General features: G+C 55.4%; 14 protein-coding genes and 4 tRNA genes. 9 read left to right on the forward strand and 9 right to left on the reverse strand.

All coding sequences use genetic code 11. The features are described from left to right. Positions 1-14: 14 nt before the first annotated feature. The 5 genes from secF to queA all read right to left on the reverse strand — a co-directional run bounded on the left by secF (position 15) and on the right by queA (position 5,488). Entirely contained in the window at positions 15-926 is a 912-nt protein-coding gene (secF, locus tag GJQ55_RS08180; RefSeq protein ID WP_228344490.1) for a protein translocase subunit SecF, read from the reverse strand. After that, positions 923-2,782: a protein translocase subunit SecD gene (gene secD, locus GJQ55_RS08185; RefSeq protein ID WP_228344491.1), complete on the reverse strand. Its 1,860-nt coding sequence runs from the start codon at positions 2,780-2,782 to the stop codon at positions 923-925. The genes secF and secD overlap by 4 nt, the downstream gene beginning before the upstream one ends. A 73-nt stretch (positions 2,783-2,855) precedes the next feature. Beyond that, positions 2,856-3,218: a preprotein translocase subunit YajC gene (yajC, locus tag GJQ55_RS08190; RefSeq protein WP_228344492.1), complete on the reverse strand. Its 363-nt coding sequence runs from the start codon at positions 3,216-3,218 to the stop codon at positions 2,856-2,858. Positions 3,219-3,257: 39 nt separating this feature from the next. Continuing rightward, positions 3,258-4,421 carry a tRNA guanosine(34) transglycosylase Tgt gene (gene tgt, locus GJQ55_RS08195; protein WP_479266824.1) on the reverse strand — a complete coding sequence of 388 codons (1,164 nt, stop codon included), beginning with the start codon at positions 4,419-4,421 and terminating at the stop codon, positions 3,258-3,260. A gap of 32 nt (positions 4,422-4,453) precedes the next feature. Then, positions 4,454-5,488, reverse strand: a complete 1,035-nt coding sequence (gene queA / locus GJQ55_RS08200) for a tRNA preQ1(34) S-adenosylmethionine ribosyltransferase-isomerase QueA (protein ID WP_228344494.1) — start codon at positions 5,486-5,488, stop codon at positions 4,454-4,456. Positions 5,489-5,654: 166 nt separating this feature from the next. Here queA and GJQ55_RS08205 point away from each other — a divergent pair. From GJQ55_RS08205 to GJQ55_RS08225, 5 genes are all read left to right on the forward strand, one after another. After that, positions 5,655-5,741: transfer RNA gene (locus GJQ55_RS08205), tRNA-Leu, on the forward strand. Positions 5,742-5,792: 51 nt separating this feature from the next. After that, a tRNA-Leu gene (locus GJQ55_RS08210) sits at positions 5,793-5,879 on the forward strand. Between the two features lie 50 nt (positions 5,880-5,929). Beyond that, positions 5,930-6,016, forward strand: a tRNA-Leu gene (locus GJQ55_RS08215). 58 nt (positions 6,017-6,074) lie between these two features. Next, positions 6,075-6,161: transfer RNA gene (locus GJQ55_RS08220), tRNA-Leu, on the forward strand. A 131-nt stretch (positions 6,162-6,292) separates the two neighbouring features. Then, the gene (locus GJQ55_RS08225) at positions 6,293-7,945 is read left to right on the forward strand and encodes a methyl-accepting chemotaxis protein (RefSeq protein ID WP_228344495.1); all 1,653 of its coding nucleotides are present in this window, start codon (positions 6,293-6,295) and stop codon (positions 7,943-7,945) included. Here the strand turns inward: GJQ55_RS08225 and GJQ55_RS08230 are convergent, their stop codons facing one another. After that, positions 7,946-9,817, reverse strand: a complete 1,872-nt coding sequence (locus tag GJQ55_RS08230) for a sensor domain-containing diguanylate cyclase (protein ID WP_228344496.1) — start codon at positions 9,815-9,817, stop codon at positions 7,946-7,948. A 143-nt stretch (positions 9,818-9,960) separates the two neighbouring features. On the opposite strand from GJQ55_RS08230, the gene GJQ55_RS08235 reads away from it, so the two are divergent. Both GJQ55_RS08235 and GJQ55_RS08240 read left to right on the forward strand, forming a co-directional pair. Beyond that, positions 9,961-10,458, forward strand: a complete 498-nt coding sequence (locus tag GJQ55_RS08235) for a TlpA family protein disulfide reductase (RefSeq protein ID WP_228344497.1) — start codon at positions 9,961-9,963, stop codon at positions 10,456-10,458. A 93-nt stretch (positions 10,459-10,551) separates the two neighbouring features. Beyond that, positions 10,552-11,385, forward strand: a complete 834-nt coding sequence (locus GJQ55_RS08240; RefSeq protein WP_228344498.1) for an SDR family oxidoreductase — start codon at positions 10,552-10,554, stop codon at positions 11,383-11,385. 27 nt (positions 11,386-11,412) lie between these two features. Here the strand turns inward: GJQ55_RS08240 and GJQ55_RS08245 are convergent, their stop codons facing one another. The 3 genes from GJQ55_RS08245 to GJQ55_RS08255 all read right to left on the reverse strand — a co-directional run bounded on the left by GJQ55_RS08245 (position 11,413) and on the right by GJQ55_RS08255 (position 14,021). Then, on the reverse strand, positions 11,413-12,174 hold the full coding sequence (locus tag GJQ55_RS08245) for an MBL fold metallo-hydrolase (RefSeq protein ID WP_228344499.1): 762 nt from the start codon (positions 12,172-12,174) through the stop codon (positions 11,413-11,415). A 2-nt stretch (positions 12,175-12,176) separates the two neighbouring features. Continuing rightward, the gene (gene zapE / locus GJQ55_RS08250) at positions 12,177-13,292 is read right to left on the reverse strand and encodes a cell division protein ZapE (RefSeq protein WP_228344500.1); all 1,116 of its coding nucleotides are present in this window, start codon (positions 13,290-13,292) and stop codon (positions 12,177-12,179) included. 84 nt (positions 13,293-13,376) lie between these two features. After that, entirely contained in the window at positions 13,377-14,021 is a 645-nt protein-coding gene (locus GJQ55_RS08255; RefSeq protein ID WP_228344501.1) for an alpha/beta hydrolase, read from the reverse strand. A gap of 154 nt (positions 14,022-14,175) precedes the next feature. On the opposite strand from GJQ55_RS08255, the gene cysD reads away from it, so the two are divergent. Both cysD and cysN read left to right on the forward strand, forming a co-directional pair. Continuing rightward, entirely contained in the window at positions 14,176-15,084 is a 909-nt protein-coding gene (gene cysD / locus GJQ55_RS08260; protein ID WP_228344502.1) for a sulfate adenylyltransferase subunit CysD, read from the forward strand. Between the two features lies 1 nt (position 15,085). Then, positions 15,086-16,693 carry a sulfate adenylyltransferase subunit CysN gene (cysN, locus tag GJQ55_RS08265; RefSeq protein ID WP_228344503.1) on the forward strand — a complete coding sequence of 536 codons (1,608 nt, stop codon included), beginning with the start codon at positions 15,086-15,088 and terminating at the stop codon, positions 16,691-16,693. Positions 16,694-16,889: the final 196 nt, after the last annotated feature.

Here is a 16,889-nt window from a genome sequence, read left to right on the forward strand (position 1 = left end):
TTTAACCGGCTGAATCAGGGACGGTCGTCCACTTCTTCCACTTCCGGCGGCATCAGATCTTCGCGGCTGATCTTCATCCAGATCAGGATATTGGTGGCAACAAACACGGAAGAATAGGTACCAACCACCACACCAATCATCAACGCCACGGCGAAGTAATAGATCAGGTCGCCGCCCACCACCAGCAACGCCAGCAACACCAGTGCGGTGGTAATAGACGTCATCAAGGTACGACCAAGGGTCTGGTTCAGTGACTCGTTTATCACGTCAATTTCGCTGCCCCGACGCACAATACGGAAATTTTCCCGGATGCGGTCGGCCACCACAATGGTGTCGTTCAGTGAGTAACCAATAACCGCCAGCAATGCCGCCAGTACGGTGAGGTTAAAGTCCCACTGGAACAGCGCAAACATACCCAGAATGATGATAACGTCGTGAAACAACGCCAGCACCGCGGCTACCGAGAACTTGTACTGGAAACGGGCGGCGACGTAGATCATCACCACCGCCATCGCCAGCAACAAGGCCAGGCCGCCCTGGTCGCGCAGTTCTTCACCGACGCTGGAACCAACAAACTCACTGCGTTTCAGCACAATGGGATTATCCGCCGACTGCTGCTGCAACAGCGCCAGAATTTCGGCGCCCAGATCATCGCGGAAGGCTTCCGACATACGCACCAGCACATCGGTTTCCGAACCGAAGTTCTGTACCGCCACATCGCGGTAACCGGCGTCGACCAGAACGGCTTCAATGGTTTTAACCGGTACCGGCTGCTGGTATTCCACTTCCAGCAAGGTGCCGCCGGTAAAATCGAGGCCATAATCCAGGCCCCGCATGGCCAGTGCAATGATGGAGACCAGAATCAGGGTTACCGACAACACTGTGGCGGCATGGCGCAGCTTCAGGAAATCAATCTGCTTGTTCATACACGACCTCCGATCGATAACGACTCTACACGACGGTTGCCGTAAATCAGGTTAATCATAGCGCGGGTCAGAGTAATGGCCGTAAACATGGAGGCGATGATGCCGAACGACAGAGTCACGGCGAAGCCTTTCACCGGGCCGGTACCGACGCCAAACAGAATCAGCGCCACAATTAAGGTGGTGATGTTGGCATCCAGAATGGTCACAAACGCCCGGTCGTAGCCTTCATGAATGGCCTGCTGCGGTGAGCGGCCGGCGCGTAATTCTTCGCGGATGCGCGAGAAAATCAGCACGTTGGCGTCCACCGCCATACCTACGGTTAATACGATACCGGCAATACCCGGCAGGGTCAGCGTGGCACCGATCATCGACATCATGGCAATCAGAAATACGATGTTGGCCAGCAGGGCGACGTTAGCCACCAGACCAAAGGTACGGTAGTACACCGCCATCAGCACCAGCACCAGCGCCAGCCCCAGCACCACGGAATTCACGCCCATTTCGATGTTTTCTTTACCCAGGCTCGGGCCAATGGTGCGTTCTTCCACAAAGTACATGGGTGCCGCCAGCGCACCGGCGCGCAGCAGCAGCGCCAGTTCCGAGGCTTCACCGGATTGCAGGCCGGTAATACGGAAGCTGTTACCCAGCGTGGTCTGAATGGTGGCCAGAGAGATAATGGATTTATCCACCACCTGAATGGTTTTCGGTACTTCCACACCGTCGACCACTTCATAGGTGGTTTGCGGGCGGCGTTCGACGAACAGCACCGCCATACGACGCTGCACGGCTTTGCGGGTGACCTGAGTCATCATGGCGCCGCCACGGGCATCGAGGGAAATATTCACCTGCGGAAAACCGTTTTCATCAAAGCCGGGCTGGGCGTTGGTAACGCTGTCGCCGGTGGTGATAAGGGTTTTTTCCAGACGCGCAGAACGGAAAGGTTCATTGCGGAAATTGTACTCGTCGGTGGCCAGACGGCTGGCACCGGCTTCGGCTTCCAGACGGAATTCCAGGTTAGCGGCCTTGCCCAGAATCTTCTTGGCTTCGGCGGTGTCCTGCACGCCCGGTAATTCCACCACAATGCGGTTGCGGCCCTGACGCTGTACCAGCGGTTCGGCCACGCCCAGTTCGTTCACCCGGTTGCGGATGGTGGTGAGGTTCTGCTTAACCGCGTAATCCTCAAATTCACGGACCTTGGCTTCGGTAATGCTTAACAGCAGATCACTGCTGTCATTGCCATCGACCTCAGTCTGGGTAAATTCCGGGTAATTACGGCTGAAGAAAGCGCGTGCAGTGGTGCGGGTATCAGCATCGACAAAGCTGACGCGCACGGTGCTGCCATCAATCTGAATACGGCGGTAGCGCAGTTGCTCTTCGCGCAGGCGGTTACGCAATTCTTCGCGGTAATTGGTTACCCGGCTTTTCAGGTAATCGTCCATATCCACTTCCATCAGGAAGTGCACACCACCGCTGAGATCCAGACCCATGGTCATGGGGCCGGCACCCAGGTTAAGCAGCCAGTCGGGGGTGGTCGGTGCCAGGTTCAGCGCCACCACATAGCTGTCGCCCAGTATTCGTTGCAGGGCATCTTTGGCCGGCAGTTGCTGGTCGTTGCTGGTCAGACGCATCAGCACGGTGCTGCCGCGCACTTCTTCACCGAAGTATTCAATGCCGCGTTGTTCGAGGGTCTGACGCACTTTAACCAGTACGTCTTCGCTCATGTCAGTGCCGGCACGGGACGGCATAATCTGAATGGCGGGATCCGGCGGATACAGGTTGGGTGCGGCATAAATACAGCCCAGCACCAGCACCAGTACCACCAGCAGGTTTTTCCACAGGGGGTATTTGTTGAGCATAAAACTGCCCTTATTCCTTATTCTGAAAACAACGACGGTCTCCGCAGAGACCGTCAGGGTTGCCCGCTTATGCTCAGGCTTTTACATCTTTAATAGTGCCTTTCGGCAGGGCCGCGGTAACGGCGATTTTCTGCACCGGCAGTTGCACACCATCGGCCACTTCGATCACGATGAAATCGTCAGTCACTTTGGTGATCTTGCCCAGCATGCCACCCGCAGTCACCACTTCATCACCCTTGGCCAGACCAGAGATCAGATTTTTGTGTTCTTTCTGACGCTTGCTCTGCGGACGCCACAGCAGGAAGTAGAAAATCAGCAGGAAGCCGCCCAGAAACACCAGCTGACCGGTTACGCCCATCGGTTCCGGGGCTGCGCCACCTTCAGCAAAGGCAACACCCGATGCGGTTAAAGCCAGTGCGGCCAGAATTGCTTTCATTCAGTATCTCCTGATTTTTTTAAAATATTTAACGTTTTATCACGCCTGTGGTTCGCTGTGGGCACCGCTTGCAACGGCGTCCAGCGGCGGTGTCTGCATGCCCCGTTTGGCATAGAACTCATCCACGAAGGCAGCAAATGTACCTTCTTCCAGAGAGCGGCGCAAACCGGCCATCAGGGTCTGGTAATAATGCAGGTTATGGATACTGTTTAAAGTACCACCGAGCATTTCTTTACATTTATCTAAGTGATGCAGATAGGCACGGCTGAAGTTGCGACAGGTGTAACAGCCGCATTCCGGGTCAATCGGACCGGTGTGCGAACGGTTCGCTGCGTTGCGTAATTTCAACACCCCGGTCGAGGTAAATAAATGGCCATTGCGGGCATTACGGGTGGGCATGACGCAATCGAACATATCAATGCCACGACGCACACCTTCGACCAGATCTTCCGGCTTGCCCACGCCCATCAGATAACGGGGTTTGTCTTTCGGCATTTTCGGTGCCACGTAACGCAGCACGCGCATCATGTCGTCTTTCGGCTCGCCCACGCTTAAACCACCAATGGCGTAACCATCAAAACCGATGTCGGTCAGGCCGGCCAGCGACTCATCGCGCAGGTCTTCGTACATACCGCCCTGAATAATACCGAACAGCGCCGACGGATTATCACCGTGAGCGTCTTTGGAGCGTTTGGCCCAGCGCAATGACAGGCGCATGGAATCAGCGGCTTCTTTTTCGGTGGCCGGATACGGTGTGCATTCGTCAAAAATCATCACGATGTCAGAGCCCAGATCACGCTGCACCTGCATGGAGCTTTCCGGTGTCATAAAGACTTTTTCACCGTTTACCGGCGAGCGGAAGGCTACGCCCTCTTCGGTAATTTTGCGCATGGCGCCCAGGCTGAACACCTGAAAGCCGCCGGAATCGGTAAGGATGGGTTTATCCCAGCCGATAAAATCGTGCAGGTCACCGTGCAGTTTCACCACCTCGGTGCCCGGGCGCAGCATTAAATGGAAGGTATTGCCGAGAATAATTTCCGCACCCAGTTCTTTAATATGTTCCGGGCTCAGACCTTTCACCGAACCATAAGTACCAACCGGCATAAAGGCCGGAGTCTGAATGGTTCCGCGCGGAAAGGTAATGCTGCCGCGGCGGGCATGGCTGCTGCCATCGGTAATTTCACTGTGCAGATCAAACTGCATAAAACATTCGCGTGTCATCAAAGTATTCCGGCTTATTCAACCCGCTGCGGGCGGGATAAAAACATGGCATCGCCATAACTGTAAAAACGGTAACGCTGCGCCACGGCTTCGGCATAGGCGCCCAGCGTATGTTCACGACCGGCAAAGGCCGACACCAGCATAATCAGGGTCGATTCCGGCAGGTGGAAGTTGGTCACCATGGCATCGACGCTGCGGAAACGGTAACCGGGGTAAATAAAGATCCGGCTTTCACCATAAAACGGCGCAATGTCACCACTGGCACTGGCACTTTCCAGGCTGCGCACAGAGGTGGTACCCACCGCCACCACGCGCTTGCCGGCGGCCCGGGTGGCTTTCACCGCATCCACCACCTCCGGCCCCACTTCAATATATTCCGCGTGCATTTCATGCTCGTGGATATTGTCGACCTTCACCGGCTGAAAGGTACCGGCGCCAACGTGCAGGGTAACAAAGGCAAAATTTACCCCTTTCGCCTGCAGGGCATCCAGCAGCGGCTGATCAAAGTGCAAACCGGCCGTCGGTGCCGCCACCGCACCGGGTTTTTCCGCATACACGGTCTGGTAACGCTCGCGGTCTTCGGCGGCGTCTTCCCGTTCCATATAAGGCGGTAACGGCATGTGGCCGGCCTGCTCCAGAATGTCCAGCAGTGGTCGTTCATCCAGAAACTGCAGGCGGAATAACGCGCCTTCACGGCCCAGCACCTCCACCTCGGCACCGCCCAGCACAATGCGGCTGCCGGGTTTGGGGGAACGGGACGAACGCAGATGCGCCAGCGCCTCATGCTCACCGGTGATGCGTTCAATTAAGGCTTCCAGTTTGCCGCCACTGGCTTTTTCACCAAATAAGCGCGCCGGAATTACCCGGGTATTGTTAAACACCAGCAGGTCACCCGGTTCCAGCATGCCAAGCAGATCTTTAAAGCCTCGATGCTCCAGCGCACCGGTCTCGCCGTCCAGCGTCAGCAGGCGCGAAGCGCTGCGCTCCGGCATCGGATAGCGGGCGATCAATTCATCGGGTAATACAAAGCTGAAATCGCTGGTTTTCATATCGGTTCGCTGGCACAACGGCAGGCTTGCTCAAAGGCCGGCAAGATTACCGGATAGCGGCGGGTAAGTTAAGGAAATCATTAGAAAAACCCATTGACAGGCTAAAAAGACAGAGTATTATGCGCGCCATCTGACGGCTACAACGCCAACCCCTTGGCGGTTATGCGCCAGTGTGGCGAAATTGGTAGACGCAGGGGATTCAAAATCCCCCGCCTTTGCGGGCGTGCCGGTTCGAGTCCGGCCACTGGTACCAGCAAATCAGTAGAGTCAGATAATGAGTAGTGGTAGTATGCCGCGCCTCAATGCCCAGGTGGTGAAATTGGTAGACACGCTGTGTTCAGGTCGCAGTGAGCTTACGCTCGTGAGAGTTCGAGTCTCTCCCTGGGCACCACTCCCAGGCTTTTAATAAGCCGGAGCGGTGCAAGAAAAAAGCAAGACCACGCCGTGGTGGTGAAATTGGTAGACACGCTGTGTTCAGGTCGCAGTGGGCTTACGCCCGTGAGAGTTCGAGTCTCTCCCTCGGCACCACTTTAAAACTGCTGTTTTAAAGTGATTACAATCTGCAAGGTTAACAGCCTTACCCCCTGCCCAGGTGGTGAAATTGGTAGACACGCTGTGTTCAGGTCGCAGTGAGCTTACGCTCGTGAGAGTTCGAGTCTCTCCCTGGGCACCATTCCAACGCTCTGTTGTAATGGTTTTTATCCCCTATAGTTTTATCAGTACGCTGTCGCTACGACTAATTCAGCATCGTAAGCTGGTTTATTTGGCCTATTCTGTCTGCAGACTGCACGACGGAAACCGGTTATGTCACATCATGGAAAACGTATTCTGCTGGCCGCGGCCGGCAGTTCTGCTACAACACTGGCATTGCTACTGCTGCTGCCTGCCACGCTGCCTGGCTATCCGGTCCTTATCGCCGGCGCCGGCGTAAGCCTGACCCTGCTGCTGAGCTATCGGCTGGTGATCCGCCCGCTGATCCTGTTCAGCCACCAGATTACCCATGCCCTTACTCACAGCGAGCATGACAACAACCGTTATCCCCTGCCCGATTATCTGCAGCAGGAAATGCACCAGCTGCAGCAACAACTGACCGGCTACGCCCAACTGAAAGCCAAATTGTCGGTACACAGCAGCCGCATCGCCATTGCGGCGGCAGAAATGTCGTTTACCGCCGACCAGATGAAACGGAAAATTCACGAAGAAGTGAATGACAGCCACAGCCTGATTGAATCGGCCGGCCATATTCAGGCCAGTGTTGACCAGATGGTGCAGCAAACCCAGGCGGCGGAAACGGCTGCCAACGATGCCATGCACATCAATACATTGGGCAAACAGGCCATTGATGAAACCTTGCCGAAAATGGAAGGGACGCGCAGTGAAGTGGAAAACAACGCCACTCTGATTGCCGAGCTGGAAGCCAAGTCAGAACAGATCAAAGCCATTACCGGGGTGATCAGCGCCATCGCCGAACAAACCAATCTGCTAGCCCTGAACGCGGCGATTGAAGCCGCCCGGGCGGGCGAGCAGGGCCGTGGTTTTGCGGTGGTCGCCGATGAAGTGCGGGCGCTGGCGGCCAAGACGTCGGATGCCACGCAGCAAATCGGCCAGACCGTGGCCGAAATTAACGAACAGATTAAACAGGCGGTGAATAACAGCCGTCAGTTGCGGCATACCATTACCGAAGGTGTACAGATGACGCAGAGCATCAGTGAACACCTGCACGGCATTTACCGGCATTCGCAGGCTATAGAACACAGCATCAGCGATATCGCCACCAGCGTCAGCGACAACAGCGACAACATCCGCACCATTTCCGCCATTGTTGAGCAAACCGGCAGCCGGCTGGAACATACCGAACAGGAAATCAGCGCCATGTCGGAACGCTCGCTGGCACTGTCAGAAACGGCTGAAGAAATTTATCAGGCCTTTGGCGACACCGATCTGGGTGGCATGCACGAACAAGCCCGACAGGAAGCGCTGCAAGCAGCGACTGCCATTGCTACCTTGCTGGAGCAGGCCATTCGCACCGGCACCCTGACGGAAGCCCAGGTGTTCGATACCGCCTACCAACCCATTGCCGGAACCAACCCGCAGAAATACCACACGGCCTACGACCGCCTGGCCGATGACAACTTCCCGGCGGTGCAGGAAGCCATTTTGCAGCGCCACCCGAGCATCGCCTACGCCGGTGCCGTGGACGTAAACGGCTATTTCCCTACCCACAATAAAAAATTCAGCGAACCCTTAACCGGTGATTACGAATACGATCTGCTGCATAACCGCAGCAAACGTATTTTTAATGACCGCACCGGCTCCCGCTGTGGCAACCATACGCAGCCATTCTTGCTGCAAACCTACAAACGCGACACCGGTGAAGTCATGCACGATTTATCGGTGCCGATTTATGTGAATGGTAAGCACTGGGGCGGTTTCCGTATTGGTTACCGCAGTGAGTAATCAGCTGTCTTTATAGCGCACAACCTGATTGCGGCCGTTCGCCTTGGCGTAGTACAGCGCTTCATCGGCATAACGCACCCAGTTTTCGTGACTCTCCTGGTAACCGGGCACCGCACCGTGAATACCAATACTGACTGAAACCCGCAGGCCGGCCGATATACGGTCAAAATTCAGCCGGCTGATGGTGTTGCGGATGCATTCCGCCACATGCTCAGCGCCATCGGCACTGGTACCCGGCAACACCATAATAAATTCTTCACCACCATAACGGGCCAGCAAATCGGTACTGCGGTGTACGGTCTGACGAACAGCCTGCGCCACCACCCGCAGAATTTCATCACCAGCCTGATGGCCATGCACATCGTTCACCTTTTTGAAGTGATCAACGTCGATCATCAGGACACAGATCGACTCGCGGGTGCGGATGGCGCGGGCCATTTCGCGCTGCATAATCTGGTCAAAAAAGCGCCGGTTACGCAGATTGGTGAGCGGATCGGTAATGCTCATCAGCTCCAGCTTACGATTGGCATTTTCAAGTTCCAGCGTGCGCTCTTTAACCCGCTGCTCCAGCGTTTCAGTGGCCTGCTTCTGGATCGCCAGCGCCAACTCCTGAGCCTCACGCGCCTCTCGTTCATGCTGCAGGGCTTTTTCCTGGGCCAGACGCGCATTACGCTCCTGCTGCAGCGCCGCTTCCTGAGATTTGCGCGCCACTTTTTCATGTTCAAGAGCAATCAACTGAGCCGTATAGCGTTTGCGCTTTTCATTATTCAGACGATCGGCCAGCGCAAAAGACAGCAAGATAACTTCGACCACCGAACCCACCTGCACAATGTTTTCGGTAAAAAAGTTGCGGGGCAAAAGATCGAACTTATTCATTGCCAGAATGACACCGCCCAACAGCAATACCGACCAGGCAATGGTGTAATAACGCGCTGACGAATACCCCTGACCCCAACGGATAATACCGCTGATAATGGCCAGACTGATGCCCAGCACCGCCGCACCAATCAATAATCGGATCATGCTGCTGTAAGGAAATAAATTACTGAATAAAATAATAAAAAAGGCCAGTAAAGCCAGACCATTAAACAGCCGGTTAAGCAGCGGAATTTCTTTCAGCTGCAGAAAATTGCGGGTAAAGACCAGCACAAACAACACCACCCCACCCAGAAAAATCAGAATGCTGTGGTCATTCCACCAGGTCGCTTCGGGCCACAAAAACTGGAAATTCAGCCCCTGCAGGCTGGCCAGGAAACCACCCATACAGCCCACATACAAAACGTAGTACAGGTAGTTAGCCTCGCGCACCGACAGGTACACGAACAGGTTGTACAACACCATAATAATCATGATGCCGTAATAAAGGCCCATACCCAGAATCTGTTTCTGATCGTTCACAAAAAAATCGCGTTCTTCCCAGATACTCAGGGGAAACTGCATGGAACTGGAGGTTTCCACCCGGAACAATAATTCAGTTTGTTCCCCCGGGTTCATGGTTAATGGAATCACAAAAAAGCGGTGATCGACCGGACGTTCAGCAAAGGGATGCTTATCCCCAAGTTCCAACACCTCCCAGTCACCGCCATGACGGCGGCTGTGCAAGCGGACATGATCCAGCACCGGATACGATAAACTGAGCAGGCGTGTTACTGCTTCGGTACCGCTGTGCTGCAGATTCAGCCGGAACCAGTACACCGAGGCGGTGTAGCCAAAAGACATGCTGTTTTTATCACCCCAATGCCACTCCAGAGTATCTACTGCAGCGACGGGAACGGCGGCACTGGGATCTTCGGCGTACTGCAGCACGGAATCCAGTTCGCTACCGGAAGACAGTGAGGTGATTTCAACCGCGGCGGCCGATGTGGTTGCCATACAGGAAACAGAGAACAATAATCCCAGTACCATGAGCAGGGAGCGTATGGACATTTTTGCCTCATTATTATTTTTGGCTGATATTCTAGCAGAGGAATATGGTTGTGCCGCTGCTTATTTTTTCAATCTGACCGGAGTTTCCCGTGCGTTCATCGGTATCTGCCCTTCTGCTGCTGTTCCTGTCGTTGCCAATCACCGCTGCCGCGGCAGAGTTGGCACCGGATTTTCGCCTGCCATTACTGGATAACAGCGCCACACTGAGCCTGCAGGAACAGCGCGGCAAAGTGATTTATCTCGATTTCTGGGCATCCTGGTGCGGCCCCTGCCGTACCTCCCTGCCCCTGCTGAACACCCTGCGCACTGAGCTGCGCCAGCAAGGGGTTACCGATTTTGAAATTCTCGCCATCAATCTGGATGATGAAGCGGCCGACGGGCTGGCCTTTCTGCAGGAATTTCCGGTGGCCTATCCGACCCTGCACGATGCCAGTGGCAATATCGCCCAGGCCTATGATTTACGCGGTATGCCCACGTCCTACCTGATTGACCGCCAGGGCCGTTTGCGCGGCACGCATCAGGGCTTTAAACCCGCCGATATGGATGGTATCCGCAGCGCCATTGAACAACTGCTGCAGGAGCAATAAGCCCCCCGGATACAGACTGTCACAGTGCAACAGTTGCCAGCGCCAGCGGCGCCTGCTATTGCTTTCGGTACTTTTGCATTAGCTGAGCTGATTATGACCGTAAAAACTGTGCTGATTACCGGCTGCTCCTCGGGCATTGGCCGGGCTCTGACCGAAGCCTTTCTGCTGCGCGGCTACCGCGTCTATGCCGCCGTCCGCACGGCCGGCAGCCTGCAGGATCTGCAACATGCGCAACTGCGGGAGCTGGTGCTGGATGTGAATAATCCGGACGCCATTACCAGTGCCATCGCGCATATTGAGGCCGACAGCGGTTATCTGAATACGCTGGTTAACAACGCCGGTTTTGCCGCCATGGGGCCGGTGCTAGAACTGGACGAGCAACGCCTGCAACAACAGTTTGCCACTAATGTGTTTGCGCCGGTGGCACTCACCCGCGCTTGTTTATCCTTGTTGCGCCAGGCCGCCAGTGCCGGCCAGCCGGCGCAGGTGGTGAACATCGGCTCTATTTCCGGCATTACCACCACGCCCTTTTCCGGCGCCTACTGCGCCAGTAAAGCAGCGCTGCACAGCCTCAGTGATGCCCTGCGTATGGAACTGGCACCCTTTAATATTCAGGTGATTACCGTGCAGCCCGGGGCCATTGAATCAAAATTCGGGGACAACTCGCTGGCCAGCCTCAGCAATCTGATTGCCGACGATTCCCTATACGCACCACTGCGGCCTTTTATTCAGGCACGCGCCATGGCGTCACAACAAAATCCGACACCGGCGCAGGCGTTTGCCGAAATACTGGTGCAACGTCTGGATACTAACCCGGCCGCGGTGCTGCGCATCGGTAATGGCAGCCGCGTGCTGCCTTTGCTGAAATGGCTGCTGCCGACCCGGCTGCTGGACCGGATTCTGCGCAAACGCTTTGGCTTGTTGTGAATCCCCGAACGGGGCGGTAGTAAGGGCTTAATGCGCGCTGTCACGCCGCCCCAGATAATGCAGAATGCGGTTACGGGCCGAATGCCAGTGGTTTTTCGGTTTGGCCGGGGCCTGCGCTAACAGACTGGCAAAGTCGATCGCGGCTGCCGGCTGTGGCGGCACATGGGCACAGAACACTTGCTGTACCTGCAGCTCAGCCACCCGCTGCAGCGACTGCCGGTACTGATTGGGATGACACACCGGATACGGCGGCACCAGCCGGCCGCGCACCTGTACGATCAGATCCGCCACATACAACTGGCCATCCGGCCGGTGCAGCAACGAAATATCGTGGTTGGTGTGGCCAGGGGTACAGATCACCTGCCAGTCAGGAAAGCCAGGCAAACTTTGCTCGTCCTGCAGCAGAATATCGGCGCTTAAAATGGGGTTGTACCAGATATGCCGGCGCGGCTTACCCAATCGCTTGGCAACCCACCAGGTTAAGCCGACATCAATGGCATGAGCGGTGCGGCCGGCCAGACCACTGTACCAGTGACGCGCGGCCGGATGCGCCGCCAGCGGCGCACCGGTAATGTTTCGCAACAACGCCGCACCACCGGCATGATCAGGGTGCATGTGCGTTACCACCACCAGCTTCAGGTCGGCTAACGGCCGGCCTAACGTATTGGTGATGTAATCACACACCATACGCACATCGGCACGGCTGCAGCCATCCAGCAATAACAAGCCTTCGGTCTGCTCGGCCAGATAGATGTTCTGAATGTAACCCTGCAGCCGGTGAATCTGCATGCTCAGTCGGCGCGGTGCTCGCGGGCCAGATAGTCACGCGACTGCATTTCCAGCATGCGCGAGGTGGTGCGCTGGAATTCAAACTCCAGCTTACCCTGTCCGTAAATCGCCGGAATGGCAGCTTCGGCCGACATAATGACCTTCACGCCGCGATCGTAAAATTCGTCGATCAGGTTAATAAAACGGCGCGCCACGTCGTCGTTTTTAATGCCCATGGTCGGCACATTGGAAATCAGGATGGCGTGAAATTGTTTACCCAGCTCGATGTAGTCGTTCTGTGAGCGCGGGCCATCGCACAGGGCGTAAAAATCAAACCAGGCGATGTCGTCACAAAAGGCCTTCACCGGAATTTTGCGGCCCAGAATTTTCACATTACAGTCGGTTTTTACATGGCGAGGGTCAGCAATCAGGCTGTCGAAACTTTTCTGCAGACTGGCCTCGGCTGTGCTGTCGAGCGGGTAATGATACAGCTCGGCCTGCTCCAGGGTGCGCAGACGGTAATCAATGCCGGAATCCACGTTCACCACGTCGGTAAACTGATTCAGTAATTTAATCGCCGGCAGAAAACGCGCACGCTGCAGGCCATCTTTATACAGGCCATCCGGCACAATATTGGAGGTCGCCACCAGCGTTACGCCACGGGCAAACAATTCCTGCATCAGACTGCCCAGAATCATAGCGTCGCCGATATCGGACACAAAAAATTCATCGAAACAGATCACCACCGCTTCGTCGGCAATGCGGTCAGCGACGATCTTCAGCGGGTTCTTGGCGCCGGCCAGATCGGTCAGGTCACGGTGCACGCGCTGCATAAAGCGGTGAAAGTGGGTGCGCATTTTGCGCTTGAACGGCAGCGCATCGTAGAAGGTATCCACCAGATAGGTTTTACCCCGGCCCACCCCACCCCAGAAATACAGACCTTTTTCCGGCACCGGTGCTTTTTTGCTGAGTTTACCCAGCAATTTGCTGACCGCTCCCTGCTGCTGGCGGCGCTGTTCGGCGGCAACCAGATCTTCGTATAACCGCTGCAGATGCTTAACCGCCATTTCCTGAGCGGCATCATAAGAAAAGTCGTCGCGCTGAAGATCAGCCTGATAGAGTTCCCAGGGTGTGGACACTGCAGTCTCCCGAAAGATGTGGGTAAACCAGAAAGCGGCGCAATGTAACCAAGCAGCCGCTAAAGTGCAAATAGGCAGTCTTTATCAGGGCTGCAGCGGATTCAGCAACGGCGCCAGATCGTCCAGTAAGCTGGCTTTCAGATCGGTCAGACGACCATGAAAAAAATGGCTGCCGGTACGGAAAACACTGAAATGAGGGGTTGGCACGACCCGCCCGGCCCAATCCTGTACTTCCTCAAAGGGCACCACCTCATCGGCATCCCCCATATAGACGAAGGTCTCGAACTCATAGGGCAATTGGTTGGGTGCATCAAAGTGATGCACCGCCGGTGCCAACAGCACCAGTGCCGCCAGATGTTCTGGCGCCCGGCAGGCACTTAAACAGGCCATGCCGGCGCCGAAAGAAAAACCCGCCAGAATAATCCGCTCCCAGCCCAGTTCGGTGCGGGCGTAATTGAGTACGGCCAGTACGTCATCCTGCTCGCCCCGGCCATGATCGTGTACGCCCTCACTGGTGCCGACGCCACGGAAATTAAAGCGTAAGGTCGGTAGCCCGCGGCCAGCCAGCGTGCGGGTAACGGTGGTCACCACTTTGTTGTCCATGGTGCCGTGAAACAACGGGTGTGGGTGACACATCAGCACCCCCAGCCGGGTTTGATTAGCCGCTTGCCAGCGGGCTTCCAGCTGACCGGCCGGGCCGTTAATCAGCAGATTCTGTTCTTGTGCCATGAGGGCTGATTTTTTCCTGTTTAACCGATGTTTGCTTCTCTATATTCATATAACTAAATGTTATCGAATACACCTTCTTATATATCAGGCATCTTGGTATATTTCGCGCCATCTATCTTGCCCCCCACCTCTCTTTGGGAGCCATCCGAGCGACATGACAGACTACAACCTGACTCACTTAAAACAGCTGGAAGCGGAGAGTATTCATATCATCCGTGAAGTCGCTGCTGAATTCGACAATCCGGTAATGCTGTATTCCATTGGTAAAGATTCGGCAGTCATGCTGCATCTGGCCCGTAAAGCGTTTTACCCGGGCAAGCCACCCTTCCCGCTGCTGCACGTGGACACTACCTGGAAATTCCGGGAAATGATCGCCTTCCGTGACCAAATGGCCAAAGAAGTCGGTATGGATCTGATTGTACATATCAATCAGGAAGGTGTGGATCAGGGCATCGGCCCCTTCACCCACGGTTCATCCAAGCATACCGATATTATGAAAACCGCCGCCCTGAAGCAGGCGTTGGACAAGTACGGTTTTGATGCGGCCTTTGGTGGCGCCCGCCGCGATGAAGAAAAATCCCGGGCTAAAGAGCGCGTGTATTCCTTCCGCGACAGCAAGCACCGCTGGGACCCGAAAAACCAGCGGCCGGAACTGTGGAATATCTACAACGGCAAGGTCAATAAAGGCGAAAGTATCCGCGTATTCCCGCTGTCCAACTGGACCGAGCTGGATATCTGGCAATACATCTATCTGGAAAGTATCCCGATTGTACCGCTCTACTATGCCGCCCCGCGCCCGGTGGTTGAGCGTGATGGCATGCTGATTATGGTCGATGACGACCGCATGCCGTTAAACGATGGTGAAGAGCCGCAAATGAAATCGGTACGTTTCCGCACCCTGGGTTGTTACCCGCTGACCGGTGCCGTGGAATCGGCCGCCGCCACACTGCCGGAAATTATTCAGGAAATGCTGCTGACGACCACCTCGGAACGTCAGGGCCGCGCCATCGACCACGATTCTTCCGGTTCGATGGAGAAGAAGAAGCAAGAGGGTTACTTCTGATATGTCACACCAATCCGAACTGATTTCTCAGGATATTCTTGAGTATCTGAAACAGCACGAAAACAAGGAACTGCTGCGCTTCCTCACCTGCGGCAACGTGGATGATGGCAAATCAACCCTGATCGGCCGCCTGCTGTACGATTCAAAAATGATCTATGAAGATCAGCTGGCCGCCGTTACCAAAGACAGCACCAAAGTGGGCACCACCGGTGACCGCCCCGACCTGGCGCTGCTGGTTGACGGCCTGCAGGCGGAACGTGAACAAGGCATTACCATTGACGTGGCGTACCGCTATTTCAGCACCGCCAAGCGCAAATTTATTATTGCCGACACCCCGGGCCACGAGCAGTACACCCGCAACATGGCGACCGGTGCGTCCACCTGTGATCTGGCCATTATTCTGATTGACGCCCGTTACGGCGTGCAGACCCAGACCCGTCGTCACAGCTTTATTGCCTCGTTACTGGGCATTAAGCACATTGTGGTGGCGGTGAACAAAATGGACCTGCTGGATTTCAGCGAAGAGCGCTTCAACGAAATTGAAGCCGACTACCTGTCCTTTGCCAAAAAGCTGAACCTGACCGATGTCCGTTTTGTGCCGATGTCTGCCCTGGATGGCGACAACGTGGTGGAACGCTCGCCGCGCGCCCCCTGGTACAAGGGCAAAACGCTGATGGAAATTCTGGAATCGGTGGAAATTGCCAAAGATAAAAACCTGGAAAATTTCCGCCTGCCGGTTCAGTACGTCAACCGTCCGAATCTGGATTTCCGTGGTTTCTGCGGCACCATTGCAGCCGGCACTATTCAACCCGGTGACACCATCATGGCGCTGCCGTCGCAGAAAACCAGCAAGGTAGAACGTCTGGTTACCTGGGATGGTGATCTGCCGGAAGCCTTCGCCGGCCAGGCCATCACCCTGACCCTGGAAGACGAAATTGATATCAGCCGCGGCGACGTGATCGTCAAAGTTGGTGATCAGCCCATTATCGGTAAAAAACTGAATGCCGACATTGTCTGGATGAACGAAGCGGCCATGATTCCGGGTAAACCCTATAACCTGAAATTTGCCTCCAGCTCCACCTCCGGCACCATCAGTAACATTCATCATCTGGTGGATGTGAACACGCTGGAACAGAGCCATGCCGATCAGGTGAAACTGAACGAAATCGCCCTGGTGGAAGTATCACTGGATAAAGCCATTCCGTTTGATACCTACAGCCGCATTCCGGGCACCGGGGCTTTTATTATTATTGATCGCCTCACCAACGCGACGCTGGGTGCCGGTATGATCGTTGGCGCCGCCAATGATTCGTTCGATAACCGCCCGGTTACCGCCGAGGAAAAAGCCCGTCGTTTCAACCAGAAGCCGGCCATTATTGCTGTTAATGCAGTGAATGCCGACGAAGTGGTTCAGGGCCTTGACCGCCGTCTGTTTGAAATGGGCCGCGTTGCTGCAGTGGCCAGTAATGAACACGCGCCGGTGCTGAAAGACGCCGGCCTGGTGGTACTGGTGGCCGGTGGTGCCGATGGCGCTGATATCAGCCTTGCCGCCGACCAGGAAAGCCTCGACAGCCTGATCGCCGACCTGCAGGAAGCCGGCATCATCTGACGGGGTTGCTCCGGTCAGAGAAAAACCCTGTCACCTGTGGCAGGGTTTTTTTATCTCTGCACCAACCTGCCGGAGCGCCCAGCCGGCAGAACTAAGCCTTTGAAAATCATCATAAAAAAATATTTGACAGGCACAAGGATGCTGGCATAATACGCGCCACTTAAGCAGCGCATCCAAGCGTAAGCTGAGTAATATG

This window comes from Venatoribacter cucullus, assembly GCF_016132445.1.
GTDB classification, from domain to species: Bacteria; Pseudomonadota; Gammaproteobacteria; order Pseudomonadales; family Oceanobacteraceae; genus Venatoribacter; species Venatoribacter cucullus.

Excerpts from the sequence above, each read along its gene's own strand:
- secF (WP_228344490.1), bottom strand. The coding sequence starts at position 926 with ATGAACAAGCAGATTGATTTCCTGAAGCTGCGCCATGCCGCCACAGTG.
- yajC (WP_228344492.1), bottom strand. The coding sequence starts at position 3,218 with ATGAAAGCAATTCTGGCCGCACTGGCTTTAACCGCATCGGGTGTTGCC.
- tgt (WP_479266824.1), bottom strand. The coding sequence starts at position 4,421 with ATGCAGTTTGATCTGCACAGTGAAATTACCGATGGCAGCAGCCATGCC.
- queA (WP_228344494.1), bottom strand. The coding sequence starts at position 5,488 with ATGAAAACCAGCGATTTCAGCTTTGTATTACCCGATGAATTGATCGCC.
- cysN (WP_228344503.1), top strand. The coding sequence starts at position 15,086 with ATGTCACACCAATCCGAACTGATTTCTCAGGATATTCTTGAGTATCTG.
- secD (WP_228344491.1), bottom strand. The coding sequence starts at position 2,782 with ATGCTCAACAAATACCCCCTGTGGAAAAACCTGCTGGTGGTACTGGTG.
- GJQ55_RS08230 (WP_228344496.1), bottom strand. The coding sequence starts at position 9,817 with ATGGCAACCACATCGGCCGCCGCGGTTGAAATCACCTCACTGTCTTCC.
- GJQ55_RS08255 (WP_228344501.1), bottom strand. The coding sequence starts at position 14,021 with ATGGCACAAGAACAGAATCTGCTGATTAACGGCCCGGCCGGTCAGCTG.
- GJQ55_RS08240 (WP_228344498.1), top strand. The coding sequence starts at position 10,552 with ATGACCGTAAAAACTGTGCTGATTACCGGCTGCTCCTCGGGCATTGGC.
- GJQ55_RS08225 (WP_228344495.1), top strand. The coding sequence starts at position 6,293 with ATGTCACATCATGGAAAACGTATTCTGCTGGCCGCGGCCGGCAGTTCT.
- cysD (WP_228344502.1), top strand. The coding sequence starts at position 14,176 with ATGACAGACTACAACCTGACTCACTTAAAACAGCTGGAAGCGGAGAGT.
- GJQ55_RS08245 (WP_228344499.1), bottom strand. The coding sequence starts at position 12,174 with ATGCAGATTCACCGGCTGCAGGGTTACATTCAGAACATCTATCTGGCC.